This is a genomic window from Flavobacterium sp. I3-2, from assembly GCF_013389595.1.
In the GTDB taxonomy this organism is placed as follows: domain Bacteria; phylum Bacteroidota; class Bacteroidia; order Flavobacteriales; family Flavobacteriaceae; genus Flavobacterium.
This window is the reverse complement of record NZ_CP058306.1, coordinates 2,488,161-2,510,246: the sequence shown is the minus strand read 5'-3', so window position 1 is coordinate 2,510,246 and position 22,086 is coordinate 2,488,161. Positions and strand designations below refer to the sequence as shown.

The window sequence follows — 22,086 nt, the reverse complement described above, 5'->3', positions numbered from 1 at the left end:
AATAATCTTATAAGGCAAATTAATTCCAATTATAAAGTCGTCAATGTAGAACAATTTATAGTCGCTTGTAGAATTTGAACTACATTCTATTTTTTACGTTGCAAATTAAATGTTTTTGCTGGCTGATAAATCAAAGGAACATATTCTGTAATCACGTTATTTCTGTCTAAACCGAAAGCTTCTTGATCTTTTTGAGCAAATTGCTTCAAGAAGAAATATGATTTTAAAACGACACTTTCATTAAGCGAAAACACATTATCAACAGAAAGATAAGCTTGTAAAATAATAAACTTAAAATCAATTGTTGGATTGTATTTAGAGCTTGCATTATTTTTTAAATGTTGGTTTAATTCTTCGTTTTTAATCAAATCTTCGATTACTTTTTCGAAATACAATTCGGTTTTAGGTTGAATTTTAAATCCAATATTTAAAACAACTTTAATAACTTTATCATCAACTAATTCAGAAACTTCATAATCCAGAGTATATGGATTATTTGTTCTATTAATATGAAAAAACCAATAAACATCAGCTCGTTTAGGTTTTTTATCAAAAATCGATTTAATAATTCGGTCTTCAATTTGTTCTCGGCGGTCCGCTTTTGTTAAGTAAATTAAATGTGTCGCATATTTTGGAATATCTTGATCATTACTCAATGCAACAATCATTTTTGAAAACTTTCCTAAATCTTCAAATTTAGTATATGAATTATTAATCTTTCTTGCAAAATAACTAGAATACATTACAAAGAAAAATAAACCTCCAGCAATTACTGTTATATATCCACCTTCTTTGAATTTAACAACATTGGCAATGAAAAACGAAATTTCAATCATTAAAAAAATAGTTAAGAAAATTCCAACTAAAAATTTATTCCAATATAATTTAAACAATAAAAAATAAGAAAGTAAAATAGTAGTTGTAATCATTGCCAATGTAATAGCTAGACCGTAGGCAGCTTCCATATGAGAAGAATCCTGAAAATATAGAATTATTAAAATACAGCCAATCCACAAAATAGCATTTACACTCGGAATATAAATTTGTCCTTTAGTATCAGAAGGTTGCTTCACTCCTACTCTTTGCCAAAAATTCAAGTTCATTGCTTCGTTAATCAAAGTATATGAACCACTAATTAAAGCTTGAGCAGCAACAATTGCGGCTAAAGTTGCAATGGTAATTCCGGCCAGTAAAAACCATTGTGGCATCATCTCGAAGAATGGATTACGTTCATTTAAGAATGCTCCAGCATCATTTAGTAGCCAAGCGGCTTGTCCTAAATAATTAATAACCAAACATAATTTTACAAATCCCCATGTAATTCGAATGTTGTTTTTACCACAATGTCCTAAATCAGAATAAAGAGCTTCTGCACCAGTTGTACATAAAAAAACAGCTCCCAAAATCCAAAAACCATTTGGATAATATGTTAGAAGTTGATAAGCATAGTATGGATTTAATGACTGAATCACAGAAGGTGCTTCAATGATTTGTAAAATCCCCATAATCATAAGTAACAAAAACCAAATGGTCATTATTGGACCAAAGGCTTTTCCTACACAATGCGAACCAAATCTTTGAACGAAAAAAACTAATGAAATAACCAAGATAACAATTGGCACAACCGGAATGTGTTCAAATCCTTTGATACGCTCTAACCCTTCAATTGCTGATGTTACCGATATTGCTGGTGTAATCATACCGTCAGCCAAAAGTGCTGCTGCACCAATCATAGTTGGAATTACCAAGCGTTTACCAAATCTACGCACCAATGAATACAACGAAAAAATACCACCTTCTCCTTGATTATCTGCCTTCAGGGTCAACCAAACATATTTTACAGTAGTTTGTAAAACCAAGGTCCAAAACACACAAGAAACCCCTCCTAAAACTAACATTTCAGAGATTTCTTTTGTCCCAATAATTGCTTTAAAAGTATATAACGGACTTGTTCCGATATCGCCATAAATAATTCCTAAAGCCACCAATAACGATGCAAAAGTGACTTTACTTGTTATTTGATTTGAATTGTTTTTAGAATTTGCATTTAAAACCTCACTCATGATTTGTATTTTTAATCAAATACAAAGTTGCTCCAGAAAGTATCAAGAACGTATAAATTAAAACCAAGAGATATAAAGAAAATATAAAGAAAAATCAATTGTTATTGAAAACGATATCCAATTCCATTTTCTGTAATGATGTGAACTGGCTGATTTGGGTTATTTTCAATTTTTTTACGCAAAGTACCCACAAAAACTCTCAAATATTGTGTTTCTGTTTGATTGCCAACGCCCCAAATTTCTTTTAAAATAAATTGATGTGTTAAAACACTACCTTCGTGTTTTGCAAAAAGTGCTAATAAATTATATTCAGTAGTAGTTAATTTGATTATGATGTCATCTTTTTTTAATGTTCGAGAAATTAAATTCAACTCTAAATCATCAAAAGCCAATAGATGTTCTTTATTATCTATGTTTTGATATCTTCTAATCGCAGCGCGCATTCGAGCTAATAATTCGGCTGTTCTAAAAGGTTTACATAAATAATCTGTAGCGCCGTTATCTAATGCTGTTACGATGTCTTTTTCGGTATTTTGTACAGATAAAATAACAATTGCTTTATTAAACCATTGTCTAAGAGCCAACAGAACTTCATGTCCGCTAATATCAGGTAAACCTAAATCCAAAATTATAATTTCGGGTGCATGATTTGCAGCCAACAAAATACCTTGCTTTCCCGTTTCTGCTTGAAAAACTTTGTAATCGTTATTCAATAAAGTGATTTCTAAAAGTTTTCTGATTTGAGGTTCGTCGTCAATAATTAAAACTTCAACTTTATTCATTCTTTAATTTATTAATGTAACTTGTTTCTGCAGGAATTTTTATTGTAAATTTCAAACCGCCTTCAACATTATTTTCGGCAATAATAGATCCATTCAAAGCTTCAGTAAATCCTTTAACAATGGACAAACCTAAACCACTTCCACCAGATTTAGAATTAGAAATTCGATAAAATTTGTCAAATATAAATCTTAATTCATCTTCAGGAATTCCAGGTCCATTATCGCTTATTACAATCCAACAACAATTAGAATGATGTTCAATGTTCAAATTTATCCGAGTTTCATTTGGAGTATATTGAATGGCATTGTACAAAATATTAAATAAGATTTGCTCCATAAAACCAACATCAATTTTAAATAAAGGCAATTGATCAGATGAATTATACACTATTTGATGTCGATGTGAAGTATCCATTTTTTGAATAATCATGTAAGCTAATTCATCTAAATCACACCAATCTAATTTAGGACATAATATACCACTTTCCAACCGACTCATATTCAATATGTTTTCAACTTGTTTATTCAATCGAATACTTGCCAAATCAATATCGTTCAACAAATCGAACTGTTGTTCTTTATTCAAGCTGTTATTAAATGCTTTTAATGTATCGACCGTGCCTATTATTGTAGCAATTGGAGTTTTTAATTCATGTGACAACGAATTAAATAAAGTACTATAAAGCTTAATTGTTTTTTCTCTTTCTTCTTTATCTCTAGCTTTTTTCTCAATTTGTCTGATTTTAAAATTTAAAACGGCGTTTAATAAAGCAACAAAAAAATAAGATAAAAACATTAATAAATCTTCAGCATTACTTATGTCTAAAGTGAAAATGGGAGGAATAAAACAATAATTCCAAATAAAAGCACTTAAAATAGCTGATATCAAAACTGGTAAAATATCGTAAACCATGGCAATTATAGAAACGGTTAATAATAAAATCAATGCAACAATTCTATAATTTAAATGTGCTCGTAAAACAAAACATGCAAATGAGACAATTAAAATGCTTAAAATCCCTACAATATATTGCCTTTTATTGTTTGATAAAATAAAATCCATTTATTAATATTTTTACAAAATTAACTAAATATCTATAAAGAATTCATAAAGATTTACTATCTTAAAAATGTTTTTTTTACTTGGATTTTAATTTTTTTAATTAATTTATGCCAGAATAAATTCACAAAAAGACGAATTTCTAATTATATATTTACCTAATTCATATTATACATAAGAACGTCAAAAAAAAGTTAAAAAACTCAATTTAATAGCAATAGATGTGAATATTAAAAATTATCGTTTATATTTGCGAACCCTGATATTTAAAGGGAATTTAAAAATATAGTAAAATGGAAAAATTAAATTTATTAACTGAATTACACAATCAGGCTCAAAAAGAAGCGGAATCGTTTTATACTCAAGGAAATAAAGCTGCTGGAACTCGTTTAAGAAAAGTTATGTTAGAAATCAAAAAACTAACTGACGATGTAAGAAAAGATGTTCAAGCTATCAAGAACGAAGAGAAATAATATTACAAAAGATGAAATCAATCGTACTGATTTCATCTTTTTTTTTGAATTGTTCCGTTTATATGATTAAAAAAATTTAATACATAATCACATATAAACAAAAAACATTTAAATAAATTTGCATTAAACATGTAAAAATAATGACAAAGCAAAAGAAATCGCTTGAAACACCAAAATACATAAAAAAATCAGCTAAAGTACTTTCTTTTTTTTCTGAAAAATTAGCCACTCAGTTTTCCATGAAATTATTTGTAACTCCGATTAAATTTCCTACACCAAATAGAGAATTAAATATGGAAAAAAAATCAAATATTTTTCCGCTAGAACTACCAAAAGCTAAAAAAGATTTTGTGGTTTATGAAAATGGCAAAGGTAAAAAAAAGGCTTTACTCATTCATGGCTGGAACGGTCGCGGAACACAATTGGTTTCGATTGCAAAAGAATTATTAGATTTAGACTATACTGTCATTAGTTTTGACGCTCCTGGCCATGGAAAATCTTCTAAAAACATAACGGTTATGACTGAATTTATGGAAGCTGCTTTTGTTTTAGAACGTTATTACAAAGGATTTGATTTAATAATTGGTCATTCTTTGGGAGCGATGACAACAATCAACGTTTTGGGGCGTGGTTTTAAAGCCGAAAAGGCAATAACTATTGGAAGTGGCGATGAAATTATAAATATCATTAAAGATTTTGTAAAAAATATTGGTCTTAATGAAAAAATGGCTCCAAAACTTAAAGAAGCTTTTGAAAGTAAATATAATGAGAATATTGAAAATTATACGGTTCACGAACAAATAAAGAAAATTGATATTCCAGTTTTAATCATTCATGACAAAAACGATTTAGATGTTCCATATACTGCGTCAGAAAACATTCATAAATGTGCTAAACATTCAGAATTGTTGTTAACCGAAAAACTGGGGCATCGAAAAATTTTAGGTGATACAAAAGTAATTTCCAAAATCAAAAATTTTGTAACTAATTAGCAATTAATACAACATTTTAATTTCTTTCAAATTATAATAAATCAAATCATCAGCTTCATTTAAAACACCAAGCTGTCCCAATTGATTTACATCAGATATCATCCCAGTGAACTTTGTTTCGTTAATGGTTTCAAAAGTTACTGGGATATTTTTTTTAAATAAATATTGATGATAATAATTCCATTCATTCGTTTTATTTGCTTCTAAATTTAAAACCACTTCTTTAAACAAAGTTACAATCTGAATCATTAATTCATTTTTATCAACTAAAACACCATGCGATTTCAAAATTGAACTAGCTTGAGGCAATCCATCAAAATTCATTTGGCTTACATTAAGACCTACTCCAATAATAGATTGAATATCTCCATTAGCTTTAAGTTGATTTTCGATTAAAATTCCGCCAATTTTTTTATTATATGACATAATGTCGTTTGGCCACTTTATCCTAATCATATCTAAACCAAAACTTAACAAAACTTTATGTATTGCATTTGCAATTGAAACATTCAAAGTAAAAACATCTTCAACAGAAAACGTCCCATAACCTAACAAAACACTGAAGGTTAAGTTAGTAGAAGGTTCAACTTGCCATACAGAACCCATCTGTCCTTTTCCTTGCGTTTGGTTTTCAGCTACTACAATCGTGAAATCATTCAAAACATTCGAAACTGCCAATTCTTTAAGATAATCATTGGTTGAAGGTATGGCATTGAGTTTGATTATATCCATTAAGAAAATATTAAATGTATATTGAGACAAAATTAAACTTAAATACCATTTGATTTTAATAAATTTGCATAAATTACGTTTTTGTTAAAGAATTATAAATGACTAGAAAAAATAACCACGACGAGCTTTTGGCTTTAATTATTGATGGAATAGAAAATGTAAAAGGAGAAAATATTACGATAATGGATTTAAGACATATCGATAGTAGATCTGCAGATTATTACATTATCTGCGATGGAAATTCAAACACGCAAGTAAATGCCATTGCAGGTTCAATTCAAAGAACTGTTTCAAAACAAACAAGTGACAAACCTTGGCATGTAGAAGGAACAGAATTATCAAACTGGGTTTTAATGGATTACGTAAACGTTGTAGTTCATATTTTTCAGAAAGAAACAAGAGAATTTTATAACTTAGAAGATTTATGGGGTGATGCACTTATCACAAATATCAAAACTGATCAAACAATAAATTAAATATGTCGCAAATAAAAACAAATAAACCTCGCTATAATCCTTGGATGCTTTATGCAGTAATCATTCTGATAATAATAGGAATTAGTTATACATCAGGCGGATCAGGAAGCACAAAACAAATTAGCCTTTCTAAGTTTTATAATTTATTAGATCAAAACAAAGTTGAAAAGGTAGTTTTCAATAAAAATACTGCAAAAATTTATCTAAATAAAGAAGCAAAAGAAGAAACTGACAATAAATCAGAAAACCTTCCTAATCTTTTTGGCAGAAAAAATGACAGCCCTCAATATATTGTAGATGTTGCAAGTCCAGATTTATTTCAAAAGAAATTAGACGAAGCGCATTTATCTGGTAAATTAAAAGAATTTGGATCGGAAGCAGAAAGTAATTGGGGAGAAATTTTAACCATGTTATTACCCGTTATTTTAATAATTGCTTTCTGGTTTTTCATGATGAGAAGAATGTCAGGCGGAGGAGCTGGAGGTGGCGGAAGTCAGATTTTTTCAATCGGAAAATCGAAAGCTAAACTTTTTGACGAGAAAAATGATACTCGAGTTACATTTAAAGATGTTGCAGGATTAGAAGGTGCAAAAGAAGAAATTGAAGAAATTGTTGAGTTTCTAAAAAATCCCGAAAAATATACATCAATCGGAGGAAAAATACCAAAAGGGGCTTTATTAGTTGGTCCTCCTGGTACTGGAAAAACATTATTAGCAAAAGCAGTTGCAGGCGAGGCTAAAGTTCCATTCTTTTCTTTATCAGGATCAGATTTTGTTGAGATGTTTGTAGGTGTCGGAGCTTCTCGTGTAAGAGATTTATTCAAACAAGCAAAAGAAAAATCGCCAGCAATTATATTTATCGATGAAATTGACGCTATTGGACGTGCTCGTGGAAAAAGTAATATGTCAGGTTCAAATGACGAAAGAGAAAACACGCTTAACCAGCTATTAACTGAAATGGATGGTTTTGGTACAAATACTAACGTAATTGTTCTTGCAGCTACCAACCGCGCAGAAATTTTAGACAAAGCTTTAATGCGTGCTGGACGTTTTGACAGACAAATTTATGTTGACCTTCCGGACGTTCGTGAACGTAAACAAATTTTTGAAGTTCATTTAAGAAACATCAAAAAAGTTGAAGATTTAGATGTTGACTTCTTAGCAAAACAAACTCCAGGGTTTTCGGGAGCTGATATTGCTAACGTTTGTAACGAAGCTGCTTTAACTGCTGCTCGTAAAGACAAAAAAATGGTTGATAAGCAAGATTTCTTAGATGCAGTTGATCGCATTGTTGGAGGTTTAGAAAAGAAAAATAAAATCATTTCACCTGAAGAAAAATATGCAATTGCTATTCACGAAGCTGGTCACGCAACTGTAAGCTGGTTAACAGAACACGCAGCTCCACTAATCAAAGTAACAATTGTACCACGTGGAATGAGTTTAGGAGCAGCATGGTATTTACCTGAAGAAAGACAAATCGTCAGAACCGAACAAATGCTTGACGAAATGTGTGCAACAATGGGCGGAAGAGCTGCTGAAAGAGTAATTTTTGACAAAATTTCTACAGGAGCTTTAAGCGATTTAGAAAAAGTAAACAAACAAGCAAAAGCAATGGTTACTGTTTATGGGTTGAACGAAAAATTAGGAAATATCACTTATTATGATTCGTCTGGACAAAGTGATTATAACTTCTCAAAACCATATTCAGAAGATACTGCAAAGCTAATTGATAAAGAAGTTTCAGATTTAATCGAAAGTCAATACCAAAGAGCAATCGATCTATTAACAGAGAATAAAGATAAATTAATTCAGCTTGCAGATTTACTTTGCGAAAAAGAAGTAATTTTCAAAGAAGATTTAGAAACAATTTTCGGAAAAAGACCGTTTTCTAAAGAAGAAATTATTGTAGAAACAGTTTAAAAACAACTACATACACTTAGTTATAAAAAATCTTAGTTTAACATCTTGTTAAGCTAAGATTTTTTTTATCTTTGAATATTACAATATCTCCAAATAATTGAAGATTAACTAGACATGAATTTTTTTAAAAAGATATTAGGGAACATTGTACCATCTATGAAAGAAGAGAATTCTTCTGATAAAAATGAGAGTAAATACCTTCCCGAACCAGAAATACCGGTTGATGAACTTTTCACCTTTAATTTTAAAAATAATGGTGGGAAATTTATCTATTGCGAAAATGAATTGGAATTACAAGAATATTTTATTAGCATATTACAAGAAAATGATTGGTTTGAAAAAGAAGCGATTACTTTCGAAAAAAAACTACATCCGTTTTTGATTGAAAATAGAATAATTTTCCACAACGTTGTTGATCCAGTATTTTTTCTTTGTTCTTGTGAAAGTTTAATAGCTGATGACGGTTCTATTTTATTTTCATCACATCAACTTCTACATCACAAATCAAATGAACTTCCAAAGGACATCATTGTTATAGCAAAAACAAGCCAAATAACTCGTTCAAAAAGTGATGGCTTAAGAGGTATAAAATATAGGTATAGCTCAAATATACCTTCAAATATTACAACCTTACAAAATTTTAAAGAAGTTATAAACGACAATTTTTTACAATACGGAATTGCTCCTAAAAACTTATATTTATTACTATTAGAAGATTTATAATATGTCTGAAACTTTAACGAGATCAATTTCCGGAATTGTTTATATTGTATTATTAATCGGAGCAACTTTATTTTCCTATTGGACATTCAATACATTGATGCTCTTTTTTCTTTTTGTAGGAACTTATGAATTTAGTAAAATCTATAAAATTAATCTTGTAGGTAGTTTCTTAACCGCTTTGTTTTTTTCAATTCCGTTACTAACTAATAGTAGTGTTTTTGAAAAAATTATTCCTTATTCTTTACTTTTTGAAATTCCTTTTCTTGCTTTTTTGATTTTCGATTTATTTAGAGGTGAATTCAAAATCTACAAAAGCACTTTAGTAAAGTACCTATTTTTAATCGGTTATGTTATTTTACCTTTTATCATTCTCACACAATTACCTTTAATTAAAAATCAATTTGAACCAAAGATTGTTATCGGTATGTTTATTTTAATCTGGAATAACGACACTTTTGCTTATATTTGCGGAAAATCTTTTGGAAAGAGAAAACTATTTGAAAAAATGTCTCCTAAAAAAACTATCGAAGGTTTTCTTGGTGGGTTATTTTTCACTTTAATTGCTAGTTATATTTTAAGTATTTATTTCACCTTTTTTGATTTAGAAACTTGGTTACTAACAGCCATTTTAGTCAGTTCATTAGGTACTATTGGAGATTTAGTTGAATCAAAGTTCAAAAGACAAGCGAATATTAAAGACAGCGGTTCTATCATGCCAGGTCATGGCGGAATATTAGACCGTTTAGATAGCGTTATATTCGCAACACCATTTTTATTTTTAATTTATTTAATTCTGTAAATAATGTTTCACAAAGAAGGAGCAAAAATTATATTAGCCTCTGTATTTATTACAGTTGTTGTCATACTTTTAAGTGATTTTTTAATTCCAATTGATTGGTTAAAAAAAACCATCCAAGTACTTGCAGCAGCTTTCTTGATTATTGTTTTACAATTTTTTAGAAATCCTAAACGTCATGTTGATGACATCAAAGATCACACAATACTAGCACCTGTTGATGGTAAAGTTGTTGTTATCGAAGAAGTTTATGAACCTGAATATTTCAAAGATAAACGTCTAATGGTTTCGATATTTATGTCACCAGTAAACGTTCACGTTACGCGTTATGCTTTAAACGGAATTATTAAATACAGTAAATATCATCCAGGAAAATACTTAGTAGCTTGGCATCCTAAAGCAAGTGAAGAAAACGAAAGAACAACTGTTGTCATTGACAATCCTGTTTTTGGTGAAGTTATGTACCGTCAAATTGCTGGTGCATTAGCAAAACGAATTGTAAACTACGCCAAAGAGGGACATCGAGCAATACAAGGTGAAGATGCAGGTTTCATCAAATTTGGTTCGAGAGTGGATTTATATTTGCCAATCGGAACAAAAGTGAACGTTGTGCTAAACCAAAAAGCAAAAGGAAACAAAACCGTTATCTCTTTTAAATAATCTTTAAATTTTAGATAAATGGATATTGAAAAAGCTTTTGAGGAAGCATATGAAAGAGCATCTAAAACAGAAAAAGAATTAGCAGTAGATATTAAATTGTTAATTTATGCTTATTACAAGCAAGCTACTTCTGGTAGTGTTCATCAATTTAACTTCCCTAACAACAAAGATATCATTAGAGCTTTCAAGTTTAATGCATGGCAACAAATAAGTCATCTTACAAAAGAAGAAGCTAAAATAAAATACATCAATCTGATTAATTCAATCGATTTATGAAAACCAACCGTTTCTTATTAATCTATATTATTTCAACATTTATTATTTCTTGTGGTAAAAAAGAAGAACTATACGAAGTTGAAATCCCTGACAGTGTTTATATATCAGAAGAAGAAGTAGAAAATTCTCCTTCAAAAATTATAGCTAAAGATGGTTCGTTTAAAATGAAAGGTTTATCTTTTGAATATTCTGACTTAGAACCTATGATAGATGCACAAACCGTTGAAATTCATTATTCAAAACATCATTTGGCTTATCTAGAAAAATTAAATGAATTAATCAAAGGAACTGATTTAGAAGAAAAATCAATTGAAGAAATTATGACTTCGTTAGATTCTGATAAAAAAGCTTTAATAGAAAATGCTGGAGGTTATTTCAATCATAATTTATACTGGGAAGTTTTAACTAAAGGAAAAGAAAAAAAACCAACTGGTAAAATTGCCGATTTAATTAATCGTGATTTTGGTTCGTTTGAAGCTTTTAAAACTCAATTCAAAAAAGCTGGTATCGATTTAAATGGCTCAGGTTGGGTTTGGCTAATTCTAACTGATGACCAAAATTTAAAAATAAGTACAACAATCAATCAAAATAATCCATTAATGCCTTTTGAAACAATTAAAGGTTATCCGTTAATGAATTTAGATATGTGGGAACACGCCTATTATTTGAAATACAAAAACAACAAAAAGGATTATATCGATAACTATTTTAAACTTATAGATTGGGATAAATTAAATTACCGAATCGAACTAAAATCGAACTAAAAACCTCAAAGATTTAAAAACTTTGAGGTTTTTAAATTCTATACTACCAATAAATTGATTAACATGCATTTCTTCCAATAGAAATAAAACACTACTTTTAAAATTGATAAAAACAATCAACACTTAAATATGTAAATTTTCATATCAATAAACTCATATTTTTCATTAAATTTAAAGTTAATAAAGTTTGTTCTTTTTTTATTGAAGCTTTATCTTTCTTAATTAGTAAATTTTAAAAAATTAGCACTATTTTATATTTATTTTTAATTTAAAAAATAATGAAAAAAAAAGCATTTTATTTAATCATTTTCACCTTTATCTTAATAATTTCTTTTACTTCTGTATTTGGAAACATTTGGCTTTTACTAACTGAAAAAGGATATGAAATACCAAAAGAAAGTTCAATATTTACATTTGAAGCAACAAAAATGAATGATGGTTCTGGTGGTTGGTGGGTTTATGGCGAGGATAATGAAAAATATTATGCGCTTTCAACAGATTCAATAAATTCAATTTTATTTATAGATAAACTCCAATCTAAAAAAATTGAAAATTTTGATAAATTTAATTATGAAACTTGGAAATAAATAAAACATTTTGATGATTTATTTTTTTCAAACATTATAAAAATTTGTTTTTTATGAAATCAAAAATGATACTATATTTTCTGTTTTATGTATTTTTAGTTTCTTGTAAAGAACAAACTAAAAAAATTAATGAAATTGAAAACTCAAATCTAAACGTAGAAATTCCAAAAGTTGAAGCGAAATCAAAAAACAATGATATTGAAGAAGATACAATATCTGAAATTAACGAACAGATAATTCATAAAAAACAATTAAATTTTGACAAATTTAAAACCGATAAATATCATTTTACCAAAAAAGCAAATTTAGATTTTTCAAGTAATGAAGGTGCTAAATATTTTAAAACAAGGATTATTGATGCATATAAATCAAATGAAGTAGATTTTGCAAGTTATTATATTGGAGTCCTTTTTGGATGTGGAGCAGATTGTATTTATGGATATATTATAGATGTTAGAGATGGTAAAATTTATGATTTGCCATTAGGAGAAAGTTATTCTTGTTCTTATTCACAAGATAAAGCAATTTGCAAAAAAAACAGTAGATTATTTATTTCTAATGTTTGTAAAAATAACGAGGAAAATGATGAATTATATTATGACGCTTCATTATGGAATGAATCTAAAAAGGTTTTCGAAAAAATAGATGAAAAAGATATTACTTTATAAATCAAAAAAAGCTCGATTAAAAATGAATCGAGCTTTAATTTTACCAATCAATTGGTTTTCGTTTATATTTCTTCAAATATTTATTTGCTTTACTAAAATGCTTATTTTCAAACCAATGTCCCCGATTCGCACTTAAAGGCGACGGATGTCCAGTTTCTAAAATCAAATGTTTTTCGGCATCAATCAAACTAGCTTTTTTTCGAGCAAAACTTCCCCAAAGCATAAAAACAATGTGATTATAATCTGCTGATAATTTTCTGATGACTTCATCAGTAAAAACTTCCCAACCTTGCTTTTGATGACTTCCTGCTTTTGCTTCTTCAACGGTTAAAGTTGTATTTAAAAGCAAAACACCTTGCTCAGCCCAACGTTCTAAATTACCAGAAATAGGTAAAGGCAAATCTAAATCAGCTTCAATTTCTTTAAAAATATTAATTAATGAAGGCGGAAATTTTACGCCATCGTAAACCGAAAAACACAATCCGTTTGCTTGAGAAAAACCATGATACGGGTCTTGTCCTAAAATTACCACTTTTACATCTTGTGGTTTACAATAGTCAAAAGCAGAAAAAATAACTTCTTTTGGTGGATAACAAGTCGATTTTGAATATGCGTCCGATACAAATTCATTAATCATATTAAAATTATTTAGTTGAATTTCTGTATCTAAAACAAATTGCCAAGCATCTGGAATCTTTAAAAACATAAGTAAAATATTATCCTAGCAATATACAATTAATCTGTAATTCTCTCGTAAATTAATAGTATTTTTGTACTTATTTGATTTAAATTAAAGCATGAAATCTATTCATCAGAAAACCTTACAAGATTTAGAATTTTTAACTGTATTAGAAACCATTTCAAACTATTGTACCACTGAAATGGGTAAAGAATTGGCTCTTGAAATAGAACCTTTTCCTAATCAAGAAATATTAGAATATAAGTTAGCACAAACATCAGAATACAATTCGAGTTTCACGAATAATAACGTCATTCCGAATCATTATTTTGATGCCATTTTACACGAAATAAAGTTTCTGAAAATTGAAGATAGTTATTTAGATGCAAGTAGTTTCAAGAAAATTGCAACTTTAGTAACCACAACGAATGAATTGATTTTGTATTTAAAAAAATTCGAAGATTACTATCCTAAATTAAATCAAAGAAGCAGTGAATTAGAAGTCAATAAGATTATTCTTCAGAAAATTGACCAAGTTTTAGATAAATACGGAGAAATAAAAGATAATGCATCTGTTAATTTACAAAGCATTCGTCAAAATATAAATATCATTCGCGGAAAGATTAATCAAAGCTTTGGAGTTGCGTTACAACAATATAATAACGCCGGCTATTTAGATGATATCAAAGAAACTATTGTTGATAATCGTCGTGTTTTAGCTGTTTTAGCGATGTATCGCAGAAAAGTTAAAGGTTCGGTTTTAGGTCAATCTAAAACTGGAAGTATTGTTTATATGGAACCTGAAACTACTTTTCAGTTTTCTCGCGAATTATCGAATTTGGAATTCGAAGAACGCGAAGAAATTATGCGTATTCTTAAAAATCTTACAAATGATGTTCGTATTTATGTCAATGAATTAGAAGATTTTCAAAACTTCTTAGCTGAAATTGATGTCATTTCTGGAAAAGCAAAATATGCGACTCGAATCAATGGAATTTTACCGAAAATCAACAACGAAAAACGTTTGTATTTCCGTGAAGCCTTCCATCCTATTCTATATTTAAACAACAAAGCCAAAAAGAAAGTTACTTATCCGCAAACCATTGAATTGGCAAAAGATAATCGCATTATTGTAATTTCTGGTCCAAATGCAGGTGGAAAAAGTATCACTTTAAAAACCATAGGATTATTGCAATTTATGTTACAATCTGGTATTTTAATTCCGGTTCATGAACGAAGCGAAACTTTCTTTTTCGATAGAATTTTAACGGATATTGGAGATAATCAATCTATCGAAAATCATTTAAGTACTTACAGTTACCGACTTAAAAACATGAACTATTTTTTAAAGAAAGCCAATAAAAGAACGCTTTTTTTAATTGATGAATTCGGAACGGGTTCTGACCCAGAATTAGGAGGTGCTTTAGCCGAAGTTTTCTTAGAAGAATTGTATGACCGCGAATCGTTTGGAATTATCACCACGCATTACAGCAACTTAAAAATGTTAGCTAACGAATTACCGAATGCTACAAATGCTAGTATGCTTTTCGATGAAAAATCATTAGAACCGATGTATAAACTGAGTTTAGGTCAAGCCGGAAGCTCATTTACATTTGAAGTTGCTCAGAAAAATGGAATTCCTTATGGATTAATAAATCGTGCAAAAAAGAAAATCGAAACAGATAAAGTACGTTTTGATAAAACGATTGCCAATCTTCAAAAAGAGCGTTCGAAACTTGAAAAAACATCGCAAACATTAAAAGAAGAAGAAATTAGAGCGCGCGAAGAAAGTAAAAAACTTGAATCTACCAATACTAAAATTCAAGATAAATTAGAACGTTATCAAGAACTTTACGATGCCAATCAACGCTTGATATATTTAGGACAGCGATTAGATGATTTATCTGAAAAATATTTTAATAATAAGGATAAAAAAACACTTATTGGTGAAGTATTAAAAACAGTTGAAATTGAGAATTCCAAACGTAAAAAAATCACCGTTAAAGAAAAGAAAGCTAAAGAAATAAAAGAAAAAGAAATTTTAAAAGAAGTAGAAGTTAAAGTTGAGCAAATTCGTGTTGAAAAGAAAGAGAAAAAGGTTAAATTAGCCATTGAAGAAAAAGCGAATAAAACCAATTTTATTTTGAAAGTTGGTGACCGAGTACGAATGATTGACGGAAAAGCTGTTGGTACAATTGATAGTATCGAAAAAAATAAAGCAACAGTCAATTACGGAATTTTTACTTCGAAAGTAGCTTTGGAAGAACTAGAAATGGTTGAACGAAAAAAATAAGTAAAATGGAATTTCCAAAAGATAAACAAATCATTCTGTTTGATGGAGTTTGCAACTATTGTAACGACACCATAAACAAAATTATTGAAGCAGATACTAAAGATATTTTCCGATTTGTTGCCATTCAATCGCAAACCGGACAAGAAATAATTAAGTACATTGGAATGAATCCAAATATAGATAGTATTGTTTTATACAAACCGGGTTATGCATATTATGTAAAAAGCGAAGCTATTTTTAAAATTGTAAATCAACTAAAAGGATTTACTTTATTGAAGATTTTAAGCATATTTCCAAGCAGTTTAGCTAATTTAGGTTATAACTTTTTTGCCAAAAACAGATACAATTGGTATGGTAAAAAAGACGCTTGTATGATTCCGACTCCAGAAATAAAAGCTAAATTTTTATAAAATAATTACACCAAATAATTTCTATTAAAATAAGGCAATGCGTATATTTGCCTTTTAAAAAACAAATCGATGCAAATTTCATATAACTGGTTAAAACAATTCATCAAACTAGAAACATCAATCGAAGAAACAGCTGCTTTATTAACTGATTTAGGTTTAGAAGTAGAAGGTATTTATCCTTACGAAAGCTTAAAAGGTGGTTTAAAAGGTGTAGTTGTTGGACACGTTATTTCGTGCGAACAACATCCGAATGCTGACAAATTAAGAATTACAAAAGTTGATTTAGGAAATGGTGAAGCACCAGTACAAATTGTATGTGGAGCGCCAAATGTTGCTGCAGGACAAAAAGTTGCTGTAGCTACAATCGGAACGACTTTATATGACGAGAACGGAGAATCTTTCCAAATTAAAAAAGGAAAAATTAGAGGTGAAGAAAGCTTTGGTATGATTTGCGCTGAAGACGAACTTGGTTTAGGTAAATCTCATGACGGAATTATGATTCTTGATGCTGATTTAAAACCTGGAACTCCAGCTGCTGAAGTTTTTGAAATTGCTACAGACGAAGTTTTAGAAATTGGATTAACGCCGAACCGTGCCGATGCTATGAGCCATTTAGGTGTAGCTCGTGATTTACGCGCAGGAATGTTACAAAATAATCCAAATCAACATATTTCTGAATTACTAACGCCATCGGTAACTAAATTTAAAGTCGAAAAAAGAACTTTAAAATACGACATCGAAGTAAACGATAGTAAACAAGTTCCAAGATATGCTGGAGTAACAATTTCTGATATCGAAGTAAAACCATCGCCAGAATGGTTACAAAATCGTTTAAAAGCGATTGGAATTACGCCAAAAAATAATATTGTTGATGCTACTAATTATGTGTTACATGATTTAGGACAACCTTTACACGCTTTTGATTCGGCCAGAATTAAAGGAAATAAAATTTACGTTAAAAATCTACCAGCAGGAACTAAATTTGAAACATTAGACGGTGTTGTTCGTGAATTACACGAAGAAGATATTGTTATTTGTGACGATAAAGGTGCTTTAGCTTTAGCTGGGGTTTTAGGCGGAAGTTATTCTGGTGTTTCTGCAACAACAACTTCTATTTTCTTAGAAAGTGCTTATTTCAATCCGGTTTCGATTCGTAAAACAGCAAAAAGACACGGAATCAGTACCGATGCATCTTTCCGTTTTGAAAGAGGAATCGACCCAAACATTACAGAATATGCATTAAAACATGCAGCTTTGTTAATTATGGAAATTGCAGGTGGTGAAATTACTTCTGATATTATTGATATTTACAACAAAAAAGTAGAAGATTTCAATGTTTTCTTAAACTTTAATAACGTTAATCGTATTTTAGGTGAAGAAATATCTAAAGAAACAATCAAGAAGATTTTAGTTTCATTAGACATCAAAGTTAATAGTATTTCTGATTTAGGATTGGGTTTAACCGTTCCTTCATATCGTGTTGATGTACAACGAGAAATTGATGTAATTGAAGAAATTTTACGTGTTTATGGTTTTAATAACATCAAGACAGGTTCAAAATTAAATGCAACTATTTCTAACAGTTCAAAAACAGAAGATTATAAAGTACAAAACATTGTTGCCAATCAATTAGTAAGTCAAGGTTTTAATGAAATTATGGCAAATTCATTAACCACACCTACCTACTCTACTTTGGTAAACGAATTAAATGAAAACAATCAAGTAAAGATTTTAAATCCGTTAAGTAACGATTTATCAATCATGAGACAATCATTATTATTTGGAGGTTTAGAATCGATTGCATTTAATATTAATAGAAAAAATACAGACTTAAAATATTTTGAATTCGGAAAAACTTATGCTAAATCATTAGTCGGTTACGAAGAATTTAAACATATGGGATTATTTGCAACTGGGAATATAACGCAAGTAAGCTGGAATACCAAAGCAAATGCAATGGATTTCTTTACATTTAAAGGATATATCGAAGCTGTTTTAGAACGATTAGGAATAAATAAAACAAATCCAAAACCAACAGAAAGCGACATTTTTGCAGAAGGAATGGCATATTATATTGGAGATAGAAAAATCTTAGATTTTGGATTGGTTAAAAAAGCAATCACCAAACATTTTGATATTAAGCAAGACGTATTCTTTGCCGATTTTAAATGGGATAATGTATTGACACTAATCTCTGCAAAAATCAAATTCGCTGAGATAAATAAATTTCCGGTAGTAAAACGTGATTTAGCGCTTTTAATCAATTCGGATGTAGCTTTTAATCAAATCTATCAAACCGTAAAATTAGTTGACAAAAACATCATTACAGACATTTCGTTATTTGATGTTTATGAAGGGGACAAACTTCCAGAAGGAAAAAAATCATACGCAATTAGTATTAAACTTCAAGATGCCAACAAAACTTTAACCGATACTCAAATTGAGAAAATCATGTCTAAAGTTCAATCGCAATTAGCAACAGAAGTTGGTGCAGAATTAAGATAATAACAATAAAAGTCAGCCTTTGAAGCTGACTTTTGTTTTTTAAATTGAATATCATTTCATAAAAAAATTTAAAAATAAAGTTTTAAAAAATATAAATTATGTTCAATGTTAGAAAATCAATTATGCTTAATAATCGATAACTAAATCGTTTGCTTCTTCAAAAATGATTTTTTTTCTTTCGGAATCAAATTTGAAATGATCCATCAAAACAGGATTTGAAACAATATCTTTAATCAGAATACAATTTTTTTTAAGTAAAATATTTCTTTCCTCAATCGTCAAATTTGTCAAACAAGTTACAGGATAAAATTTATAATCATCAACCAATTGCTTGATATTTAGCTTTTCTGGATAATCCCAAGAAATCAATTGAATTCCGTATTTCTCTGCAAATGCAATACTGTCAGTAGTCATGTAAGCATTTGTTACCATATAACCTTCTGTCGGATTCAACTCTTTTCCAAAATATTCAAATTTTAAATTTTTCAAATCGTTAAATCGAGATAAAAAATACATCGGTGTAGTTACACTAATTTTGGCATCTACATCGTTTCGAAATTTACATTCGCATAAAACCAAACGTTCGTCCTTTGAGGCAACAACATCGATTTCATGTTTTACAGCTTCTCCTTGCAAATTTTGACCAGAAACAGCATGAAAACCTTGCGCTTGAAATAATTTTGTAACCCATTTTTCAAAATAATAACCTTCTGGTCCAAGATCTCGAAGTGCTTTTTTCAAACTATATCTCGCAGCATAAGAATGTTTTAAACTTCGTAATAATTCAAATGCTTTTTCATAAAGCATTCCGGTTGGAATTCCATCATAAAGAATTTTATTAATTTCTTCCATTACCGTTTCTATTTGTTCCTCGCTAGCACCAGATTTTTGAAGTGAACCTTTCAAACTTGATTCATCATAAGGTAAAAGTTCTCCAGATAATTTTTTCACATACAACATAACAAGCCGAATTAAATATTTGATTTATTTGCTAAACGTTCACTTACATACTCAACATTAGTTTTACCATGTGCTTTTGGTTTTCCATTTTCATCTAAATTGACCATCGTAATTTTATCAACCGTAATAATAGTTTCATGCGTCATTTTATTACGAACTTCACATTTCAAAATCAAAGATGAATTCCCAAATTTGACAACTTCCAATCCAATTTCAACAATATCACCTTGAACAGCAGAACTCATAAAATTGATTTCAGACATAAACTTAGTAACCACATGCGAGTTTTCTAATTGAATGATACTATACAATGCAGCTTCTTCATCAATCCAAGCAAGTAATTTACCTCCAAACAATGTTCTATTAGGATTTAAATCTTCGGGTTTAACCCATTTTCGTGTATGAAATTTCATAGTTTTATTTTTTATTTACAATTTAAAACTATTTTGTTAATTTTTACTTTCTTTTTTGATTTTCTTAAATCGATTTTATCAATTATATTTGATCTATATTTTATTTTATAAACCATGAAAATCGAAGAAAAATTAGCCGCAAGAAGTGGAAATGTTTGTGAATTATGTGAAGCATCAACAACATTAAATGTTTATGATGTTCCGCCAACTGCAAGTAATTTACCAAATCGTGAAATATATATTTGCGATACTTGTTTAAATCAAATTGAAAAAAAAGAAGAATTAAATAGTTCACATTGGTCGTGTTTATCAACATCAATGTGGAGCGAAGTCCCTGCAGTACAAGTAGTAAGTTGGAGAATGCTAAATCGTTTCAGAAATGAAAGTTGGGCTGCTGACAATATAGAAATGATGTATCTTGATGACGAAACTTTAGAATGGGCAAAAGCAACTGGTGATCATGAAGGTGATGGTTCGATTGATTTACATAAAGATTGTAACGGTAATATTTTAATTGGTGGTGACACAGTTACTTTGATTAAAGATTTAGATGTAAAAGGTTCTACAATCAATGCAAAAATTGGGACAGCTGTACGCAATATTCGATTAGTTCACGATAATACAGATCAAATTGAAGGAAAAATCGACGGCCAACAAATTGTGATTCTTACAAAGTATGTTAAAAAACAATCTTAAACAGATTAATAATCAACATTTTAAAGACTTAACCGAACGTTAGGTCTTTTTTTTGGCATAACCTTTGGTTACTTTTCTATAAAAGAACAACATTTAAAAGATTTTTACTATGAAAAGTTTCATTACAATCGCATTTTTAGCAATAGCAACAATTGCAAATGCGCAGCCAGGTCGTCACAAAGAAGAAAGAAGAGATTATAACAGAAATTCAAATAACGGTTATCAACATTCAAAGCACAAAAAAAACGATTACAAAAAAGGTAGAAAATACGATAAAAAACATAATCATAGAGATTGCGATTATCGAGTTGAACGAGAATTAAGCCGTTATGATTTTTTAAACCTTTCTAGAGATCAAAGATCAAGATTGCAAGTTTCTCTAAATTTCATGATTACAAACGATTACAATCAAAGAGAATACGAAAGAAGATTAAGATCAGATTTATATCATATCTTGAATAGAAATCAATATAGAAACTGGGAAAATAGAGCTTATAACAATTCTGGAAATACTTTTATTTTCAATTTCAATAGCTAATAATACAAACTAAAGTTTGAATTTTGTACAGAAATATCTAGATACAAAATTCAAACTTTTTTATTTTTGATGTCATTTAACTGTATAAAGTTGCAAAAATTAACTTAGCAGAAATTCTAATTTCAATTTCTAATTTTTCAGAATTTTCAATCAGTAAACAATCATTAGATATTAGTTTTTGTTCGATTTGATTAATATAAACAACTGTTTCACTAAGTGCAAAAAGAATAATCCAATCAGCATTAACAACTTTACTTCCTTGAAAAACGATCAAATCATGCTCTTGAATTCGATTAGAAATCATCAAATTAAAATCGTTACCTAAAGAATTAGAAATGATTTTTTCGTTTGAATGAAATTCGAAAATTTCGAGTTTCCCATATTCTTCAATACGATTGTTTCTTAAGATTTGTAACGAATTATCAAGCATTACCAAATATCTGAAATAGCCTTGAAACTGTGTAAAATTTGAAGGAATCTTTTCGATGGTTGCAGAACTAATTCGAAAATCAAAATTTCGGTTTACGTATTGAGAATCTTTTGGATAAATAAAATATTCGTAAGTCAAACCGCCATCCCATTGATTTGGTTGAATTTTTTGTTTCGAGATTTTAAGCATCT

General features: G+C 29.2%; 24 protein-coding genes. 16 read left to right on the top strand and 8 right to left on the bottom strand.

Going from position 1 to position 22,086, the window contains the following annotated elements:
* Positions 1-86: 86 nt before the first annotated feature.
* The 3 genes from HW119_RS11950 to HW119_RS11940 all read right to left on the bottom strand — a co-directional run bounded on the left by HW119_RS11950 (position 87) and on the right by HW119_RS11940 (position 3,908).
* Positions 87-2,063 (bottom strand): KUP/HAK/KT family potassium transporter, encoded by a 1,977-nt coding sequence (locus HW119_RS11950; RefSeq protein ID WP_177764697.1) that lies wholly within the window; start codon positions 2,061-2,063, stop codon positions 87-89.
* 101 nt (positions 2,064-2,164) lie between these two features.
* Positions 2,165-2,845, bottom strand: a complete 681-nt coding sequence (locus HW119_RS11945; protein WP_177764695.1) for a response regulator — start codon at positions 2,843-2,845, stop codon at positions 2,165-2,167.
* Positions 2,838-3,908: an ATP-binding protein gene (locus HW119_RS11940; RefSeq protein ID WP_177764693.1), complete on the bottom strand. Its 1,071-nt coding sequence runs from the start codon at positions 3,906-3,908 to the stop codon at positions 2,838-2,840. The genes HW119_RS11945 and HW119_RS11940 overlap by 8 nt, the downstream gene beginning before the upstream one ends.
* Positions 3,909-4,198: 290 nt before the next feature.
* Between HW119_RS11940 and HW119_RS11935 the strand changes: the two genes are divergently transcribed.
* Complete coding sequence (locus HW119_RS11935; RefSeq protein ID WP_177764691.1) at positions 4,199-4,378, top strand: histone H1; 180 nt, start codon at positions 4,199-4,201, stop codon at positions 4,376-4,378.
* Between the two features lie 140 nt (positions 4,379-4,518).
* Positions 4,519-5,370 (top strand): alpha/beta fold hydrolase, encoded by an 852-nt coding sequence (locus tag HW119_RS11930; RefSeq protein ID WP_177764689.1) that lies wholly within the window; start codon positions 4,519-4,521, stop codon positions 5,368-5,370.
* 3 nt (positions 5,371-5,373) lie between these two features.
* On the opposite strand, the gene HW119_RS11925 is transcribed toward HW119_RS11930, so the two are convergent.
* On the bottom strand, positions 5,374-6,102 hold the full coding sequence (locus HW119_RS11925) for a biotin--[acetyl-CoA-carboxylase] ligase (protein ID WP_177764687.1): 729 nt from the start codon (positions 6,100-6,102) through the stop codon (positions 5,374-5,376).
* Positions 6,103-6,200: 98 nt separating this feature from the next.
* On the opposite strand from HW119_RS11925, the gene rsfS reads away from it, so the two are divergent.
* The 9 genes from rsfS to HW119_RS11880 all read left to right on the top strand — a co-directional run bounded on the left by rsfS (position 6,201) and on the right by HW119_RS11880 (position 12,971).
* On the top strand, positions 6,201-6,578 hold the full coding sequence (rsfS, locus tag HW119_RS11920) for a ribosome silencing factor (RefSeq protein ID WP_177764685.1): 378 nt from the start codon (positions 6,201-6,203) through the stop codon (positions 6,576-6,578).
* 2 nt (positions 6,579-6,580) lie between these two features.
* Complete coding sequence (ftsH, locus tag HW119_RS11915) at positions 6,581-8,497, top strand: ATP-dependent zinc metalloprotease FtsH (protein ID WP_177764683.1); 1,917 nt, start codon at positions 6,581-6,583, stop codon at positions 8,495-8,497.
* 114 nt (positions 8,498-8,611) lie between these two features.
* Entirely contained in the window at positions 8,612-9,220 is a 609-nt protein-coding gene (locus HW119_RS11910; protein ID WP_177764681.1) for an LUD domain-containing protein, read from the top strand.
* Position 9,221: 1 nt separating this feature from the next.
* Positions 9,222-10,019, top strand: coding sequence for a phosphatidate cytidylyltransferase (locus HW119_RS11905; RefSeq protein WP_177764679.1), 798 nt, complete (start codon positions 9,222-9,224; stop codon positions 10,017-10,019).
* A gap of 3 nt (positions 10,020-10,022) precedes the next feature.
* Complete coding sequence (locus tag HW119_RS11900) at positions 10,023-10,676, top strand: phosphatidylserine decarboxylase family protein (RefSeq protein ID WP_177764677.1); 654 nt, start codon at positions 10,023-10,025, stop codon at positions 10,674-10,676.
* Positions 10,677-10,694: 18 nt separating this feature from the next.
* Positions 10,695-10,952 carry an acyl-CoA-binding protein gene (locus HW119_RS11895; RefSeq protein WP_177764675.1) on the top strand — a complete coding sequence of 86 codons (258 nt, stop codon included), beginning with the start codon at positions 10,695-10,697 and terminating at the stop codon, positions 10,950-10,952.
* Positions 10,949-11,716, top strand: a complete 768-nt coding sequence (locus HW119_RS11890) for a superoxide dismutase (RefSeq protein ID WP_177764673.1) — start codon at positions 10,949-10,951, stop codon at positions 11,714-11,716. The genes HW119_RS11895 and HW119_RS11890 overlap by 4 nt, the downstream gene beginning before the upstream one ends.
* Positions 11,717-11,994: 278 nt before the next feature.
* Positions 11,995-12,303: a hypothetical protein gene (locus tag HW119_RS11885; RefSeq protein WP_177764671.1), complete on the top strand. Its 309-nt coding sequence runs from the start codon at positions 11,995-11,997 to the stop codon at positions 12,301-12,303.
* A 65-nt stretch (positions 12,304-12,368) separates the two neighbouring features.
* Positions 12,369-12,971 carry a hypothetical protein gene (locus HW119_RS11880; RefSeq protein WP_177764669.1) on the top strand — a complete coding sequence of 201 codons (603 nt, stop codon included), beginning with the start codon at positions 12,369-12,371 and terminating at the stop codon, positions 12,969-12,971.
* A 40-nt stretch (positions 12,972-13,011) separates the two neighbouring features.
* On the opposite strand, the gene ung is transcribed toward HW119_RS11880, so the two are convergent.
* The gene (gene ung, locus HW119_RS11875) at positions 13,012-13,677 is read right to left on the bottom strand and encodes a uracil-DNA glycosylase (RefSeq protein ID WP_177764667.1); all 666 of its coding nucleotides are present in this window, start codon (positions 13,675-13,677) and stop codon (positions 13,012-13,014) included.
* 91 nt (positions 13,678-13,768) lie between these two features.
* On the opposite strand from ung, the gene HW119_RS11870 reads away from it, so the two are divergent.
* The 3 genes from HW119_RS11870 (at position 13,769) to pheT (ending at position 18,858) form a co-directional block, all read left to right on the top strand.
* Positions 13,769-15,943 (top strand): endonuclease MutS2, encoded by a 2,175-nt coding sequence (locus tag HW119_RS11870; RefSeq protein ID WP_177764665.1) that lies wholly within the window; start codon positions 13,769-13,771, stop codon positions 15,941-15,943.
* Between the two features lie 5 nt (positions 15,944-15,948).
* Positions 15,949-16,353, top strand: coding sequence for a thiol-disulfide oxidoreductase DCC family protein (locus HW119_RS11865; protein ID WP_177764663.1), 405 nt, complete (start codon positions 15,949-15,951; stop codon positions 16,351-16,353).
* Positions 16,354-16,422: 69 nt separating this feature from the next.
* Positions 16,423-18,858, top strand: a complete 2,436-nt coding sequence (gene pheT / locus HW119_RS11860; protein WP_177764661.1) for a phenylalanine--tRNA ligase subunit beta — start codon at positions 16,423-16,425, stop codon at positions 18,856-18,858.
* A 126-nt stretch (positions 18,859-18,984) separates the two neighbouring features.
* Here the strand turns inward: pheT and HW119_RS11855 are convergent, their stop codons facing one another.
* Entirely contained in the window at positions 18,985-19,818 is an 834-nt protein-coding gene (locus HW119_RS11855; protein ID WP_255497867.1) for a restriction endonuclease, read from the bottom strand.
* A gap of 11 nt (positions 19,819-19,829) precedes the next feature.
* On the bottom strand, positions 19,830-20,231 hold the full coding sequence (locus tag HW119_RS11850; protein ID WP_177764659.1) for an acyl-CoA thioesterase: 402 nt from the start codon (positions 20,229-20,231) through the stop codon (positions 19,830-19,832).
* 114 nt (positions 20,232-20,345) lie between these two features.
* Here HW119_RS11850 and HW119_RS11845 point away from each other — a divergent pair, with 114 nt between their 5' ends.
* Positions 20,346-20,927 (top strand): PhnA domain-containing protein, encoded by a 582-nt coding sequence (locus HW119_RS11845; RefSeq protein ID WP_177764657.1) that lies wholly within the window; start codon positions 20,346-20,348, stop codon positions 20,925-20,927.
* A gap of 109 nt (positions 20,928-21,036) precedes the next feature.
* Positions 21,037-21,465, top strand: a complete 429-nt coding sequence (locus HW119_RS11840; RefSeq protein WP_177764655.1) for a hypothetical protein — start codon at positions 21,037-21,039, stop codon at positions 21,463-21,465.
* Between the two features lie 76 nt (positions 21,466-21,541).
* Here HW119_RS11840 and HW119_RS11835 read toward each other — a convergent pair whose 3' ends face one another.
* Positions 21,542-22,084: a HutD family protein gene (locus tag HW119_RS11835; protein WP_177764653.1), complete on the bottom strand. Its 543-nt coding sequence runs from the start codon at positions 22,082-22,084 to the stop codon at positions 21,542-21,544.
* Positions 22,085-22,086 lie beyond the last annotated feature (2 nt).

Coding starts and splice junctions, on each gene's coding strand:
- HW119_RS11950 (WP_177764697.1), bottom strand. CDS start 2,063: ATGAGTGAGGTTTTAAATGCAAATTCTAAAAACAATTCAAATCAAATA.
- HW119_RS11945 (WP_177764695.1), bottom strand. CDS start 2,845: ATGAATAAAGTTGAAGTTTTAATTATTGACGACGAACCTCAAATCAGA.
- HW119_RS11940 (WP_177764693.1), bottom strand. CDS start 3,908: ATGGATTTTATTTTATCAAACAATAAAAGGCAATATATTGTAGGGATT.
- HW119_RS11935 (WP_177764691.1), top strand. CDS start 4,199: ATGGAAAAATTAAATTTATTAACTGAATTACACAATCAGGCTCAAAAA.
- HW119_RS11930 (WP_177764689.1), top strand. CDS start 4,519: ATGACAAAGCAAAAGAAATCGCTTGAAACACCAAAATACATAAAAAAA.
- HW119_RS11925 (WP_177764687.1), bottom strand. CDS start 6,102: ATGGATATAATCAAACTCAATGCCATACCTTCAACCAATGATTATCTT.
- rsfS (WP_177764685.1), top strand. CDS start 6,201: ATGACTAGAAAAAATAACCACGACGAGCTTTTGGCTTTAATTATTGAT.
- ftsH (WP_177764683.1), top strand. CDS start 6,581: ATGTCGCAAATAAAAACAAATAAACCTCGCTATAATCCTTGGATGCTT.
- HW119_RS11910 (WP_177764681.1), top strand. CDS start 8,612: ATGAATTTTTTTAAAAAGATATTAGGGAACATTGTACCATCTATGAAA.
- HW119_RS11905 (WP_177764679.1), top strand. CDS start 9,222: ATGTCTGAAACTTTAACGAGATCAATTTCCGGAATTGTTTATATTGTA.
- HW119_RS11900 (WP_177764677.1), top strand. CDS start 10,023: ATGTTTCACAAAGAAGGAGCAAAAATTATATTAGCCTCTGTATTTATT.
- HW119_RS11895 (WP_177764675.1), top strand. CDS start 10,695: ATGGATATTGAAAAAGCTTTTGAGGAAGCATATGAAAGAGCATCTAAA.
- HW119_RS11890 (WP_177764673.1), top strand. CDS start 10,949: ATGAAAACCAACCGTTTCTTATTAATCTATATTATTTCAACATTTATT.
- HW119_RS11885 (WP_177764671.1), top strand. CDS start 11,995: ATGAAAAAAAAAGCATTTTATTTAATCATTTTCACCTTTATCTTAATA.
- HW119_RS11880 (WP_177764669.1), top strand. CDS start 12,369: ATGATACTATATTTTCTGTTTTATGTATTTTTAGTTTCTTGTAAAGAA.
- ung (WP_177764667.1), bottom strand. CDS start 13,677: ATGTTTTTAAAGATTCCAGATGCTTGGCAATTTGTTTTAGATACAGAA.
- HW119_RS11870 (WP_177764665.1), top strand. CDS start 13,769: ATGAAATCTATTCATCAGAAAACCTTACAAGATTTAGAATTTTTAACT.
- HW119_RS11865 (WP_177764663.1), top strand. CDS start 15,949: ATGGAATTTCCAAAAGATAAACAAATCATTCTGTTTGATGGAGTTTGC.
- pheT (WP_177764661.1), top strand. CDS start 16,423: ATGCAAATTTCATATAACTGGTTAAAACAATTCATCAAACTAGAAACA.
- HW119_RS11855 (WP_255497867.1), bottom strand. CDS start 19,818: ATGTTGTATGTGAAAAAATTATCTGGAGAACTTTTACCTTATGATGAA.
- HW119_RS11850 (WP_177764659.1), bottom strand. CDS start 20,231: ATGAAATTTCATACACGAAAATGGGTTAAACCCGAAGATTTAAATCCT.
- HW119_RS11845 (WP_177764657.1), top strand. CDS start 20,346: ATGAAAATCGAAGAAAAATTAGCCGCAAGAAGTGGAAATGTTTGTGAA.
- HW119_RS11840 (WP_177764655.1), top strand. CDS start 21,037: ATGAAAAGTTTCATTACAATCGCATTTTTAGCAATAGCAACAATTGCA.
- HW119_RS11835 (WP_177764653.1), bottom strand. CDS start 22,084: ATGCTTAAAATCTCGAAACAAAAAATTCAACCAAATCAATGGGATGGC.